7 protein-coding genes are annotated in these 15,268 nt (G+C 70.1%); 5 read left to right on the forward strand and 2 right to left on the reverse strand.

Annotated elements, in window-relative coordinates; genetic code table 11:
* Positions 1–247 precede the first annotated feature (247 nt).
* Positions 248–1,621 carry an aminotransferase-like domain-containing protein gene (locus tag AC1DS4_RS14510; RefSeq protein WP_477633547.1) on the reverse strand — a complete coding sequence of 458 codons (1,374 nt, stop codon included), beginning with the start codon at positions 1,619–1,621 and terminating at the stop codon, positions 248–250.
* 59 nt (positions 1,622–1,680) lie between these two features.
* On the opposite strand from AC1DS4_RS14510, the gene AC1DS4_RS14515 reads away from it, so the two are divergent.
* The 3 genes from AC1DS4_RS14515 to AC1DS4_RS14525 are packed head-to-tail and all read left to right on the forward strand — an operon-like array spanning position 1,681 to position 5,914.
* Positions 1,681–3,171 carry a CoA-acylating methylmalonate-semialdehyde dehydrogenase gene (locus AC1DS4_RS14515; protein WP_477633548.1) on the forward strand — a complete coding sequence of 497 codons (1,491 nt, stop codon included), beginning with the start codon at positions 1,681–1,683 and terminating at the stop codon, positions 3,169–3,171.
* Positions 3,171–4,541 (forward strand): aminotransferase class III-fold pyridoxal phosphate-dependent enzyme, encoded by a 1,371-nt coding sequence (locus tag AC1DS4_RS14520; protein WP_477633549.1) that lies wholly within the window; start codon positions 3,171–3,173, stop codon positions 4,539–4,541. Before AC1DS4_RS14515 ends, AC1DS4_RS14520 begins: the two co-directional genes overlap by 1 nt.
* Before the next feature lie 5 nt (positions 4,542–4,546).
* Positions 4,547–5,914: an NAD(P)/FAD-dependent oxidoreductase gene (locus AC1DS4_RS14525; protein WP_477633550.1), complete on the forward strand. Its 1,368-nt coding sequence runs from the start codon at positions 4,547–4,549 to the stop codon at positions 5,912–5,914.
* Here the strand turns inward: AC1DS4_RS14525 and AC1DS4_RS14530 are convergent.
* Entirely contained in the window at positions 5,911–6,666 is a 756-nt protein-coding gene (locus AC1DS4_RS14530; RefSeq protein ID WP_477624805.1) for a ribbon-helix-helix protein, CopG family, read from the reverse strand. The two genes, AC1DS4_RS14525 and AC1DS4_RS14530, sit on opposite strands and share 4 nt — an antisense overlap.
* Positions 6,667–6,785: 119 nt before the next feature.
* Here AC1DS4_RS14530 and folP point away from each other — a divergent pair, with 119 nt between their 5' ends.
* On the forward strand, positions 6,786–7,703 hold the full coding sequence (folP, locus tag AC1DS4_RS14535; protein WP_477614438.1) for a dihydropteroate synthase: 918 nt from the start codon (positions 6,786–6,788) through the stop codon (positions 7,701–7,703).
* 420 nt (positions 7,704–8,123) lie between these two features.
* Positions 8,124–14,957 carry an OmpL47-type beta-barrel domain-containing protein gene (locus AC1DS4_RS14540; RefSeq protein WP_477633551.1) on the forward strand — a complete coding sequence of 2,278 codons (6,834 nt, stop codon included), beginning with the start codon at positions 8,124–8,126 and terminating at the stop codon, positions 14,955–14,957.
* Positions 14,958–15,268 lie beyond the last annotated feature (311 nt).

The following is a 15,268-nucleotide window of genomic DNA, read 5'->3' on the forward strand; positions in this document are numbered from 1 at the left end:
CGAGGTAGGACCGGGGTCCCCGATGCGAAATGCCTTGAAAAGTTGGAAAATTACCATCGCGACCTCATCATTACGAGTGCATTCATACGCGAATTGAACGATCCTGAGGAGTGGAACCGGCCGTTAGCGTGTGTGGTCGGGGGTATGAGGCGTCCGCCTTCGGGCGGCGGGCCGGAGGCCGGGCAACCCTGCAGCCCGGCCTTCGTGCCGTTCGCCGCCGAATCCCGCAGCCCGGTCCCGGAAGGCGTCAGCGGGCCCGGGCCGGTCGTCCACCCGCGAGAGCCGCCTCGGCGAGGGCCTGCGCCAGGCCGTCGAGGCCGTCGGGGTCGTCTCCCGCGGCACCCACTGTCACCCGGAGGTGTCCACCGCCTTCCGGCGCACCGTCCGGAGGGCCAAGCCGGAACGGAGCACCCGGCGCGACACCGATCCCCTGGCTGGCCAACCGCACGACCGCGGCCGTCTCGTCGTGCACCGGCACCCAGATGTTGATGCCCTCGGTCCCCGGCACGGTGATGCCCCGCCCCGCGAGGGCGTCGACCACGTGCGCCCGCCGCGCGGCATACGTCACGGTCGCCCTGGCGACCTGGGCCCGGGCGGCGTCGTTGGTGAGCAGGCCCAGGAGCACCTGTTGGAGCAGCCGGCTGGACCATCCCTGACCGAGCTCGCGGCGGGCGGTGATCGCCCGGTGCAGGTCCGGGGGCGCGCTGAGCGCGGCGAGCCGCAGGTCGGGCCCGTGCGACTTCGAGAACGACCTGATGTATGCCGTGTGGCCGGGCCGCCACCGACCGATGCTCGCGAGGGTGGCTGAGGACAGGCCAGCAGCCGAATCATCCTCCACGACAAGGGTTTCGGAGCCGTCGAGGAGTTCGGCGATGGCTCGCGCGCGACTCGCGGTCATGGTGACGCCGACGGGGTTCTGGGCTCTGGGCTGCAGGAAGATGGCGGCGACCGGATCGGTCAGGGCGGACTCCAGCGCGGTGAGGTCGAGTCCCTCCGCGTCCACCGGCACCCCCACGAGCTGGACGCCCACGGACTCGAGGAGGTCGACGAGTGGTGGGAAGCCCGGGTCCTCGACCACGACGCGGTCGCCGAACCGCAGCGAGGTGCGCACGATGAGGTCCATCGCGTCCATGGCGCCGTCGACGACGGCGAGGTCCCCCGCGGCATACGGCCAGTCGGCGCGGAGCACGTCGGCGAGGGCGGGCAGGACCGGGTCGTCGAGATAGCTGCCTGTGGTCGGTGCGGAGGTCAGCTGGGCCAGGACGTGGCCCAGCGAGGGGAGAAGGCGGGGGTCCGGCACCCCGGTGGACAGGTCGAGGGCGAAGTCCGACTCGTGGCGCAGCGCCTGCCGGTAGCGGCCGCCCGTCGGCCCCCGCTGGTCGCGGACAGTGGTGCCACGCCGTCCGTCCGTGCTGACCGCCCCGGAGCGGGCAAGCAGCCCCCAGGCCGCGCTGACCGTCGTGGGGGACAGCGCGAGCTGCGCCGCGACGGTGCGGATGGGGGGTAGGCGGTCGCCCGCGACGAGGACGCCGTCGCGGATCGCCGCGGAGACCGCGTGGGCCAGCCCCTTCGCGGTGGGCTGGTCGAGGCGCTGCTCCAGGGCGGAGAGAGTGGCTGACATGTTTGTACCATAGCAATACTCATATTGTGTTACTAGTGGGTGGATCGTATGGTGTGGGCATGACGACGCGCATCTCCCACTGGATCGACGGCCGCCCCCGCGAGGGCACCTCCGGACGCTCTGCCCCCGTCCACAACCCCGCCACCGGTCAGGTGACGGGCGAGGTCGACCTGGCCTCGGTCGAGGAGCTCCAGGCCGCGGTGGCCAGCGCGACCGCGGCCGCCCGGGAGTGGAGGCACTCGTCGCTGTCGCAACGAGCGGGCGTGCTCTTCGCCTTCCGAGAGCTGCTGCACACCCGGTCTCCCGAGCTCGCCGCGATCATCACGGCAGAGCACGGCAAGGTGCTCTCCGACGCCGCCGGCGAGATCGCGCGGGGCCTCGAGAACGTCGAGTTCGCCACCGGCGTCCCCAACCTGCTCAAGGGTGGCTTCAGCGAGCAGGTCTCGACGGGCGTGGACGTCTACAACATCCGCCAGCCCCTCGGGGTCGCCGCAGGCATCACGCCGTTCAACTTCCCGGCGATGGTGCCGCTGTGGATGTGCGCCAACGCCATCGCCTGCGGTAACGCCTTCATCCTCAAGCCGAGCGAGAAGGACCCGTCCGCGGCGCTGTTCCTCGCGCAGCTGTGGAAGGAAGCGGGCCTGCCCGACGGCGTCTTCAGCGTCGTGCACGGTGACAAGGTGGCCGTCGACGCGATCCTCGACCACCCGGACATCGCCGCGGTCAGCTTCGTGGGCTCGACGCCGATCGCGAAGTACATCTACGAGCGCGGCACGGCCAACGGCAAGCGCGTCCAGGCCCTCGGTGGCGCCAAGAACCACGCCCTCGTCCTCCCCGACGCCGACATCGACATGGCTGCCGACGCCGTGGTCTCCGCCGCCTACGGTGCGGCCGGCGAGCGCTGCATGGCCCTGTCGGTCGCGGTCGCCGTCGGTGAGGTGGCCCAGCCCCTCGTCGACGCCATCGCCGCCCGGCTGCCCAAGCTCACGGTCGGCAACGGTGCAGACCCCGACACCGACATGGGTCCGCTGATCACCGCCGAGCACCGTGACAAGGTCGCGGGCTACGTCGACGCGGGTGAGGCCGCGGGCGCCGCGGTCGTCGTCGACGGCCGAACCGGTGAGCTGCCGAGCGAGGGCTTCTTCCTCGGCACCACGCTGCTCGACCACGTGACCCCGGAGATGACCGTCTACACCGACGAGATCTTCGGCCCGGTCCTGTCGGTCGTCCGCGTCGACACCTACGAGGCGGGCATCGCCCTGATCAACGCCAACCGGTACGCGAACGGCACCGCGATCTTCACCCGCGACGGTGGCGTGGCCCGCCAGTTCCAGTACGACGTCGAGGTGGGCATGGTGGGGATCAACGTCCCCATCCCCGTCCCCGTCGCCTACTACTCCTTCGGCGGCTGGAAGGACTCGCTCTTCGGTGACACCCACATGTACGGCCCCGAGGGCGTGAACTTCTACACCCGCGGCAAGGTGGTCACCCAGCGCTGGCCCGACCCGGCCACCTCGTCGGTCGACCTCGGCTTCCCCAGGACCCGCTGATGGCGCTCGACGACGTGACCGCTGCCTCCGAGGAGCAGGTGCGGCGCGACGAGCGCGCCCACGTCTTCCACTCCTGGTCGGCGCAGGGCCTCATCGACCCGCTGCCGATCGCTGACGCGCTCGGTTCGTACTTCACCGACTACTCGGGCAAGCGCTACCTCGACTTCTCCAGCCAGCTGGTCAACGTCAACATCGGCTACCAGCACCCCAAGCTGGTCGCCGCGATCCAGGAGCAGGCTGCCCGGCTCACGACCATCAGCCCGGCCTTCGCCAACGACGCTCGTTCCGAGGCGGCGCGGCTCATCACCGAGCTGGCTCCCGGCGACCTCACCAAGGTGTTCTTCACCAACGGCGGAGCCGAGGCGACCGAGAACGCCCTGCGCATGGCGCGTCTGCACACGGGCCGCCACAAGGTGATGGCGGCCTACCGCAGCTACCACGGCGCGACCGCGGGAGCCATTGCCCTGACCGGTGACCCGCGCCGGTGGCCGTCGGAGCCGGGCATGCCGGGCATCGTGCGCTACTGGGGTCCCTATCCCTACCGCTCGGCCTTCCACGCCGAGAACGAGCAGGAGGAGGGCGTCCGCGCCCTGCAGCACCTCCGCGACCTCATCATGGTCGAGGGACCCGCGACCATCGCCGCGATCATCCTCGAGACCGTGGTCGGCACCAACGGGATCCTCGTCCCGCCGCCGGGTTACCTCCAGGGCGTGCGCGACCTCTGTGACGAGTTCGGCATCGTCATGATCGCCGACGAGGTGATGGCCGGGTTCGCCCGGTGCGGCGAGTGGTTCGCGGTCGACCACTGGGGCGTGGCGCCCGACCTCATCACCTTCGCCAAGGGCGTCAACAGCGGCTACGTCCCCCTTGGCGGCGTGATCATCTCCGAGCGCATCGCGGCGACGTTCGACCAGCGGCCGTTCCCCGGCGGCCTGACCTACTCGGGCCACCCGCTCGCCTGCGCGTCGGCCGTCGCCTCGATCAACATCTTCAAGGAAGAGGGCATCGTCGAGCACGCCCGCGACCTCGGCGAGGACGTCATCGGGCCCGGCCTGCGCGACCTGGCCGGGCGGCACCCGAGCATCGGGGAGGTGCGTGGGCTGGGAGTCTTCTGGGCGCTCGAGCTGGTGCGCGACCGGCATACCCGCGAGCCGTTGGTGCCGTTCAACGCCGGTGGCGCGGACGCCAAGCCGATGAACGACTTCGCCGCGGCCTGCAAGGAGCGCGGGCTCTGGCCGTTCATCCACTTCAACCGCACCCACGTCGTGCCGCCCTGCACCACCTCGGCCGACGAGGTGCGCGAGGGGCTGGCGATCCTCGACGAGGCGCTCACCGTCGCCGACGGGTTCTACACCGGCACCGACGCCTGACGCCGGTGGGCCATCCCGCGCTCGCCGACGCCGCGCCGGCCGTCTTCTGGCTGGACCAACCCGACCGACCTGCCGGTCGGCCGGGGCTGGACGGCGTGCGGTCGGCCGACCTCGTGGTGGTCGGTGCGGGCTACTCCGGCCTCTGGACCGCGCTGCTCGCCAAGGAGGCCGACCCCTCGCGTGACGTCCTCGTGCTCGAGGCGGGTTCGGTCGGGTGGGCCGCGTCGGGACGCAACGGCGGGTTCTGCGCGGCGAGCCTGACCCACGGCGAACCCAACGGGATGGCGCGCTGGCCGCAGGAGTATGCCGCGTTGCGCCGCCTCGGGCGCGAGAACCTCGACGAGATCGAGGCGACGTTGCGGCGATACGGGATCGACTGTGACTTCAGGCGATCCGGCTCGCTGACCGTGGCGACCCAGCCGCACCAGGTGGACTGGCTGGCGGAGGAGCCGGGGGAGTTCCTCGACCGCGACGCGGTGCGGGCCCACCTGACCTCGCCCACCTACCTGGCTGGTGTATACGAGCCCGACGAGACGGCCATGGTCGACCCCGCTCGGCTGGCCTGGGGGCTCGCGCGAGCCGCCGAGTCGCTCGGCGTGCGCATCGCCGAGGGGGTGCGAGTGACTGGTTTGTCCACAGCAGGCTCGGGCGTCGAGGTCGCCACGGCCGATGGTGCCGTCATCCGTGCCGGCCGAGTTGCCTTGGGCACCAACGCCTTTCCCTCCCTCGTCCGTCGCACGAGGCTGCACACCGTCCCCGTCTACGACTACGCCCTGATGACCGAGCCGCTGACCGAGGCCCAGCTCGACTCCCTGGGCTGGGCCAGTCGTGCTGGCGTGGGCGACCTGGCCAACCAGTTCCACTACTACCGGCTGTCCGCCGACAACCGGATCCTGTGGGGCGGCTACGACGCCATCTACCACTACGGGCGGCGGCTCGCGCCCAGCCTCGACCAGCGCCCTGCCACGTTCGACCGGCTGGCCGGCCACTTCTTCGACACCTTCCCCCAGCTCGAGGGCCTGCGGTTCAGCCACCAGTGGGGCGGCGCGATCGACACCTGCACGCGGTTCTGCGCCTTCTACGGCACCTCCCACCGGGGGCGGGTCGCCTATGCCGTCGGGTTCACCGGGCTGGGCGTGGGGGCCACTCGCTTCGGCGCGCGGGTCATGCTCGACCTGCTCGACGGCCGCGACACCGAACGCACCCGACTCCAGATGGTGCGCGAGAAGCCGCTGCCGTTCCCGCCGGAACCGTTGGCCTACACCGGGATCCAGCTGACCCGGTGGTCGCTGGCGCGGGCCGACCAGCGGGCTGGGCGTCGCAACCTCTGGCTCCAGGGCCTCGACCGGGCCGGCCTCGGCTTCGACAGCTAGAACTGTCGCGAGCTCGCGGGCCGCCCCGCCTGGTCGAGGTACTCCCGCAGGGCGGCTACCGCCAGCTCATCGCGGGAACGGCCGGTCCTGGCTGCGTGCTCGGACAGGGCCTCGGCCAGGTCTGGTGGCAGGACGACGCCCGCCGAGTCCCCGACTCGCTCGCCCGAGGCACCGGACCCGAACTTCATGAGGGCGGCACCGACGACCGTGCCGAGGACGTCGAGGATCGCGATCACGCCGAGGGCCCGGTAGTAGCCGTCGCCTGAGGGGTTGTAGCCGAGCACCAGGACGCTCGTCATGACGGCCAGCAGCCCCGCGAGCACGATTGTGCCCAGCAGGAGGCGGCGTGCGCGGAGTTTCGCCTTGTCCCCCAGGGTGAGCAGCAGGCTTGCCTGGGCCAGGGTCGCCGCCACGATGGCCCCGACGCCGAACGTCCTGAGCACCGTCTCGTCCCCGCCGCTGTCGACGTTCCCCCAGATGAGGACGAGACCGGTGACGAGGGGGACGAGGACTGTGACGCCGCCGGCGATGCCGACGGGCTGGGATCCACGCCCGGCCGTCGCGAGGTAGCAGAGCACCGCGATGCTGACGACCCCGACGAGCAATGTGGTCATCAGGACCTGCCCCTCGGTCTCGCCGAAGTCGCCGCCTCCGAGCAGGGCCGCGATGCCCATCAGGGCGGCGACGGAGAAGGAGCCGATCGTGATGCGGACGATCCACCGGCGGACCGGTGCGGTGCTGGGGGTGGTCATGGTCCATCCTGACCCGCCCGGGCCGCAGGCGCCTGAGTACTTTGACCCAGGTCGCATGGTCCACACGGATGGTTCCCGGCCAGCGACCACCGTGCGTCGGGGGGTGACAGGATGGCGCGGTGAGCCTCCCGGAGCCGCATCCCCTCGATCTGCCACGCACCCCGCCCTTGCGGCTGCGAGGTCGGACCTTCGACGCGTCCACCCCCGCGGTGATGGGAATCATCAACCGCACCAACGACTCCTTCTTCGCCGGCAACCGGCACGCCGACCTCGAGTCGGCGAAGCGGGCCCTCGAGGCCGCGGTCTCCGCGGGCGCCGACATCGTCGACGTCGGTGGTGTCCGCGCCGGGCAGGAGGGGGAGGTCGTCGGCCCCGAGGAGGAGATGGAGCGGGTCATCCCCTTCCTCGCGCACGCCCGCGCGACCTATCCCGACCTCGCCCTCAGCCTCGACACCTGGCGATCGGAGGTGGCCGCCGAGGCCGGACGCCACGGCCTGGACCTGGTCAACGACACCTGGGCCGGCCACGACCCCGAGCTCGTCCAGGTCGCCGCCCGCATCGGCGCAGGTGTCGTCTGCTCCCACACCGGCGGTCTCCCGCCGCGCACCGATCCGGTGAAGGTGACCTACGGACCCCACCCCCTCGACGTCGTCCGCGACGTGCTGCGCACGCTGGCCGACGGTGCGCGCGCGGCCCGGCAGGCCGGCATACCCGAGGACCGCATCCTCATCGACCCGACGCTGGACTTCGGCAAGACCACTGTCCACTCGCTGGAGGTGCTGCGGCACACCGCCGACGTGGCGGCGCTCGGCTTCCCCATCCTGCAGGCGCTGTCGCGCAAGGACTTCGTGGGTGAGTCCCTCGGACTCGAGGCCGACGACCGGCTCGAGGGGACGCTCGCCTCGACGGCGATCGCGGCCTGGCTGGGTGCCACGGTGTTCCGCGCCCACGACGTGCGCGCCACCCGGCGGGTCGTCGACATGGTCGCCACCATCCGCGGGGACCGCCCTCCGGTCCGCGCCGTCCGCGGGCTGTAGCAACCACGGTCTCCGGTCCTCATCGAGAGGACTGTGGACGACGTCACAGGCAACGCGACGCTGAGCGAAGCGGACATTCTGATGCCAGCGAGGGACCGTGTTCAGCACCCCCGAACGCAGTCAGGGCCCATCACTGCTGTCACGTGCCCGTTTTGTGCATCAGCCGAACGGTCAGCAAGTCCCTAGGACTTTAGGATCTTTCGCCCAATCGGCCCCGTACCCGTTGGTAGCGGCCATACCGTCCGTGACCTGCGAGTTCTTCGCCAAGGGGTTTGTTCTGCGTTCTCAGGGGTGTGCGTGATGGTTGGTCAATTCTCTGTGCGATTCCGCGCGACGGGGCGTCGTGGTCGTGTAGTGGCTGTCGCGGGGGTGACAGCACTGGTGCTGGCGGGCGTCTCGCCCGTCGCGTGGGGGGCCTCCGTGACGACTGCGGTCTTCACCGGAGGGGCCGGCACGTACACCTCGGGTGGCATCGTCTATGCCAAGCAGGGCGCTGCCCTGACGCTCACGGTGAACACCGACGCGAACACCGAGTGCGTCGATGTCATCAACGCCTCGGGCACCACCATCGCGACCCAGTCCTCGGACAAGAACCCGAAGACCCTGTGGGTGTTCAGCGGCCCCACGTACACCTGGCTGACAGCCGGCAGCGGTTCCGGCGTGGTCTCCTTCACGACCAAGGCGTGGAAGGGCGTCAACGGCAACGGGAAGTGCACTGCCAACGGCGGGGAGACCTTCGGCATCCAGTCCGCCAGCTACACCCTCGACAACACCGCTCCGACGGCCACCGCCACGCTGACCCCTCTGCCCAACGGTGCCGGGTGGAACAAGACCAACGTGAGCCTCACCTGGACCGCCGCCGATGCGGGAGGGTCCGGCGTCGCCTCGCTGGTGCCGTCGAGCGACACCGTCTCCACCGACGGCGTCGTCACCCGGACGACGACCGTGACCGACAACGTCGGCAACAGCGCCACCAGTGCGCCGGTCACCATCAGGCTCGACAAGACGGCTCCGACGATCGTCGGCGCGCGCACGCCCGCCGCCAACGCCAATGGGTGGAACAACACCGACGTCACCGTGTCGTTCACGGGCAGCGACGCGACCTCGGGCATCAAGTCGACGAGCGGCCCGACCACCCTGACGACCAGTGCGGCGAACCAGTCGGTCACCGGCACCGCCGTCGACAATGCCGACAACTCGTCGAGCGCGACGGTCAACGGTGTGAACATCGACAAGGTGGCGCCGACGCTGTCAGGTGCGCCGACGACCAGCGCCAACGGCGCGGGCTGGTACCGGAGCGACGTCACCGTCGCCTGGTCCGCCTCCGACGCCCTGTCCGGCACGACTGCCCCTGCCAACAGCACCATCGGCGGGGAGGGCACGGGGCTGACCGCGACGGCCAGCGTCACCGACAGGGCGGGGAACACGAGCGGCTCGGTGCAGAGCACGCCCGCGGTCAAGATCGACCGCACAGCTCCCAACACGACCGTGACTGCCCCACCGGCGTGGAACAAGAACGACGTCACCCTCACGCTGGTTCCCAACGACGGGCTGTCGGGTGTCGACAAGACCTTCTACCAGCTCGACGGTGGCACCCAGACCGTCGGCACCAGCGTTCCGGTCACCGCGGAGGGCAACCACACCCTGACGTTCTGGAGCACCGACCTGGCCGGCAACGTCGAGGCACCGCACAGCGTGTCGTTCGGCATCGACAAGACGTCGCCCACCATCGGGCACACCCAGTCGCCCGCCGCCAACGCGGACGGCTGGAACAAGACCAGCGTCACCGTGACCTTCAGCTGCTCGGACGCGTTGTCCGGCGTGGCGACCTGCACGGGCCCGCAGACGGTCAGCACCGAGGGCCTGGCCCAGTCGGTGACCGGCACGGTGCGCGACAACGCGGGCAACACCGCCACTGACCCGGCAACGGTGAGCATCGACAAGACCAAGCCGGTCATCACGGTCGACCCGCTGCCGGCACCGAATGCGAACGGCTGGTACGGCGACGACGTCACCGCGACCTACACCGCTGGAGACGCGCTGTCGGGCGTCAAGACCCAGGACACGGCGCACACCTTCGGTGAGGGCGCCAACCAGTCCGACACGGCCACGGCCACCGATGCGGCGGGCAACAGTGCCTCGGTGACCACGCCGACGATCAACGTCGACAAGACCGCGCCCACCATCACCGGCACCGTCATCAGCGCTCCCAACGGCAACGGCTGGTTCAGCGGCGACGTCACGGTCCACTGGACCTGCGACGACAACCTGTCGGGAGTCGTGGCGTGTCCGGCGGACTCGGTGGTCACCGGGGAGGGTTCCGACCGGTCGGCCAGCGCCAGCGTCACCGACAAGGCCGGCCACACGGCAACGGCGACGGTGGATGGCATCAAGATCGACCGGAGCAAGCCCTCGACCTCGGCGACCGGAGTCCCCGGCGGCTGGGTCAACGCCCCCGTCACGGTCGGCCTGCACGCGACTGACAACCTGTCGGACATCGACAGCACCTACTACGCCGTCGACGGTGCTGTGACCGGCACCCAGGGCAGCACGGTGACCGTCGGAGCCGAAGGCGTCCACACCGTGAGGTACTGGTCGGTCGACAAGGCCGGCAACACCGAGGACGCCAAGAGCTTCACGCTCAGGATCGACCTGTCCTCGCCGAGCATCACCCCCAGCCAGTCCCCGGCCCGGAACGGCAACGGCTGGAACAACACCGACGTGGTCGTGAGCTTCGCCTGCGAGGACCAGACCGAGCTGTCCGGCCTCAAGGACTGCACGGCGCCGAAGACGGTGACGTCGGACGGCCTGGCTCAGCTGGTCACCGGCACGGCGACGGACAACGCCGGCAACAGCGTCACCGGCTCCGCCACCGTCAACATCGACAAGGCCGCTCCGACGATCACCGGTTCGGCCGACCGCACCGCGAATGCCGCGGGCTGGTACGACGACGACGTCACGGTCTCCTTCTCCGGCAGCGACTCCCTCTCCGGGATCGACACGGTGACCGGGCCGCAGCACCTCGGTGAAGGTGCCGACCAGCACGCAGACGGCAACGCCCTCGACAACGCCGGCAACTCCGCGTCCATGACGGTGAGTGGCATCAACGTGGACAAGACAGCGCCCAGCCTGAGTGCGGCACCGACGGCCGCGCCCAACGACTACGGCTGGTACAACGCACCCGTCACCCAGACCTGGGCGGCCGACGACGCACTGTCCGGACTCGCGGGTCCGGTCCCTGCACCATCGGTGATCTCGACGGAGGGGATCGGCCGGACTGCCGCTGCCAGCATCTCCGACAAGGCAGGCAACGTGACCTCTGCGACCAGCGCCCCGGTCAACATCGACAGCACGCCGCCGACCAGCGACGCCACCGTCCCGCAGGGATGGGTCAACGGCTCCGTGGACGTCGTCCTCGTGTCCCACGACGTCCTGTCGGGTGTCGACGTGACGCACTTCAGCGTCGACGGTGGCGACGACCAGACGGGTACCACCGTGCCACTGAGCGCGGAGGGGACGCACGACGTCACCTACTACTCCGTCGACCGTGCAGGGAACGTCGGCGCGATGAAGAACTTCGTCGTGAAGATCGACAAGAGCGCGCCGACCATCACGCACACGCTCTCGCCGGTCCCCAACGCCAACAGCTGGAACAACTCCGACATCACCGTGACCTTCACCTGCGCGGACCAGCCGGGGCTGTCGGGACTGAAGTCCTGCACGTCGCCGGTCGACGTCACCGAGGAGGTCACCGGCCGTGTCGTGAACGGGACGGCCACGGACAACGCCGGGAACACCGCCACGGACCACGCGACGGTGAACCTGGACAAGACGGCCCCGACCATCAGCGGCAGCCGCACCCCGGCGGCCAACGGCTACGGCTGGAACAACAGCGACGTGACGGTGCACTTCGGCGCGACCGACAACGTCGGTGGGTCCGGGATCGCTGACGTCACGGCGGACCAGACCTTCGGCGAGGGCACCGCCCAGTCGCTGACCGGGACGGCCGTGGACCTGGCGGGCAACTCCGACAGCACGACGGTCGGTGGGATCAATGTCGACGAGATCGCCCCCACCCTGACGGGCGCGGCGACCACCGCCCCCAACTCCAACGGCTGGTACCACGGCGACGTCAGCATCCGCTGGACTGCCGACGACAACCGCTCAGGCGTGGTGGCCACGCCGGCCGACAGCCCGATCACCGGCGAAGGTGAGGTCCTGAAGGAGACCGCGACGGTCTTCGACAAGGCCGGCAACAGCACCACGTCCGACAGTGCGACGGTCAAGATCGACCGGACGGCTCCGACGACCGGAGCCGACGCACCGGGTGGGTGGAACAACACCGCCGTGACCGTCAGCCTTGACCCGAACGACGGTCTGTCCGGCGTGGACGCCACCTACTACACCGTCGACGGCGGCGCACAGCACGAAGGCACCACCCTCACCATCGCCACCGAGGGCGCGCACACGCTGCGCTACTGGAGCGTGGACCAGGCCGGCAACACCGAGGCGCAGCAGAGCACCACGGTCAAGATCGACCTGACCAAGCCCACCATCGGTCACACCGTCACCCCGGCGCCCAATGGCAAGGGATGGAACAAGACCCCGGTCACCGTCGCCTACCAGTGTGACGACGCCCTGTCAGGCGTCGCCAGCTGCCCCGCGGACGCACCGGTCAGCCTCGACGGCGAGGACCAGGCGGTGCCCGGAACGGCGGTCGACAACGCCGGCAACACCGCGACGGACAACGCCAAGGTCAGCATCGACATGGTGAAGCCGACGATCACGGGTGCGCCTGACCGCGACCCCAACACCAACCACTGGTATGCCGGGAACGTCACCGTCAGCTTCAGCTGCGACGACGCGCTCTCCGGGGTCGCGGCCTGCAGCCCGCCCGTCACGCTGGGCGAGGGCAAGGCGCAGTCTGCCAAGGGCACGGCCACCGACACCGCCGGAAACAGCGACGACGTCACCGTGGCACCGATCAACGTCGACAAGACGGCTCCGACGCTGAGCGGGGCGCCGACCACCGGCCCGAACGGGGCTGGTTGGTACCGGGGCGACGTGACGGTGAAGTGGACCGCCGCCGACGCCCTCTCCGGCCTCGACGGCTCGGCGCCCGCCGACGCCACGATCAGTGGCGAGGGACGGACACTGACGGCCAGTGCGTCAGTGCGCGACCTGGCTGGCAACGAGACCTCGGCGGAGACCGACCCGGTCAAGATCGACCAGACCGCACCGGTCACCACGGTGTCCGACGTCTCGGACTGGAGCAGCTCGGCCGTGACGGTCTCCCTGGAGGCGGACGACAGCCTCTCCGGGGTGGCGCAGACGTACTACCAGCTCGACAGCGACGCCGCGGCCCACGGCACCAGCGTCACGATCGACACCGAGGGCGTGCACACGCTGCAGGTGTGGAGCGTGGACTTCGCCGGCAACGTCGAGGCGCAGAAGAACCTCGAGGTGAAGATCGACAAGACCGCTCCGGGGATCACCCACACGCAGGCGCCCGCGGCCAACCTGCGCGGCTGGAACAACGGCGTCGTCACGGTGACCTTCCACTGCAGCGACAGCGGCTCAGGCCTCCACTCCTGCACGGCCCCGCAAGGGATCGGCACGGAGGGCCTCAACCAGGAGGTCGTCGGCACGGCGACGGACAACGCCGGCAACACGGCCAGCGACACTGCCGCGGTCAGCATCGACAGGACCAGGCCCACTGTCACCGGCGGCCTCTCGGCCGCTGCCAACGCCAAGGGCTGGTACAGGTCGGACGTCACTGCGACGTTCACCTGCGCCGACCAGGCGGGTCTGTCCGGTGTCCTGTCCTGCCCGGCGGCCAGGACCTTCGGTGAAGGCAAGGACCAGAGCGCCGGGGGCACGGCCACGGACGGTGCCGACAACGTCAGCGGCGCGTTCACCATCACGGGCGTCAACGTCGACAAGACCGACCCCACGCTGAGCGGGGCAGCCACGACGGCGCCCAACACCAGTGGTTGGTACCGGGGCGACGTCACGGTGGGGTGGACTGCCGGGGACGCGCTCTCCGGGCTCGACGGTGACGCCCCGGCGAACAGCACCGTGACCGGTGAGGGCGACAACCTCTCGACCGGCACGTCGGTCAGCGACAAGGCCGGCAACACCAAGGCCGTCACCGTCGGCGGGATCAAGATCGACCGCCACGACCCCTCCACCGCGGCAACCGCTCCGAGCGGCTGGCGCAACTCGGACGTGACGGTGAAGCTCACCGCCACGGACAACCTGTCGGGCGTCGCCAGCACGTACTACGCGCTGGACGGTGGCCCATCGCACGCCGGCAAGGAGATCACCGTCTCCACCGAGGGCACCCACCAGGTGGCCTACTGGAGCGTCGACGAGGCCGGCAACACCGAGGCCGGCCAGACGGTCACGGTGCTCATCGACAAGGGTGCTCCGAGCATCAGCGGCGCTGCCACGACGAGCCCGAACGGCAACGGCTGGTACCGGACTCCCGTCACCGTGCACTTCACGTGCGCCGACGGGGTGAGCGGGATCGCCAGCTGCCAGGCCGACGCCCCGGTGGCGGCCCAGGGCGCCAACAGCGTCACGGGCACGGCCGTGGACAACGCGGGCAACACGGCGTCGGCGACCTTGAGCGGCATCAACATCGACACGGTGGCGCCCGTGGTGACGATCGGTGGGGTCGCTGACGGTGCGATCTACACCCTGGGCGCGGTGCCCACGCCGACGGCTTCGGCGACCGACGCCACGAGCAAGCTCGACGGCTCGGCCAGCGGGGCGCGCACCGGCGGCACGACGAACGGAGTGGGCACGTTCACCTACACCGCGACAGCCACCGACAAGGCGGGCAACGTGGGCACGGCGACGGTCAGCTACCAGGTGGTCTACGGGTTCGGCACCACGCTGTTCCTGCAGCCGGTCAACGACACGGCGCACCAGACCGGAGTGGCGACCAGCGTCTTCAACGCCGGGCAGACCATCCCCATGAAGTTCCAGCTCAAGAACTCCAGCGGCCAGGTCGTCCAGACCGGTTCTGCGCCGAAGTGGCTGACCCCCGTCAAGGGGTCCGCGACCAACGCCGCGGTCAACGAGTCGGCCTACACCGACACCCCGAGCGTGGGCGGCACGTACTCGTGGAGCCCCTCGCAGTACCAGTACAACTGGAAGACGGAGAAGTCGCAGGCGGGCTGGTACTGGAGGGTCGGGGTGAGCCTCGACGACGGGCAGACGTACTACGTCAACATCGCCCTGCGCTGAGGGGTGGCGTGGGGGCTCGGGGCGGCTGCAGCGGGGCCGCCCCGAATCCGGCCCTCGCGGGGTCAGACCCGCGGGGGCCGGAGCCCACGACATACCGGAATTTTGACCAGTCTCGACCTCCACGATCCGCATCGTGCGTGCTAGCGTTTCTCACGGTTGCATCAAGCAGTTCCTCGCAAGTTCGATGAAGTGCCCGCCCTAGCACCATCAGAGCGGGCATTTGTTTTCTGACGAAAGCAGGCTTTCCGACGAAGGCAGCTCATCCGAGGACGAGCATGTCTCGTCGGTGGGGGTGTGTGTACGGCAGCCTG

This window comes from Pedococcus sp. P3_C7 (assembly GCF_056402615.1).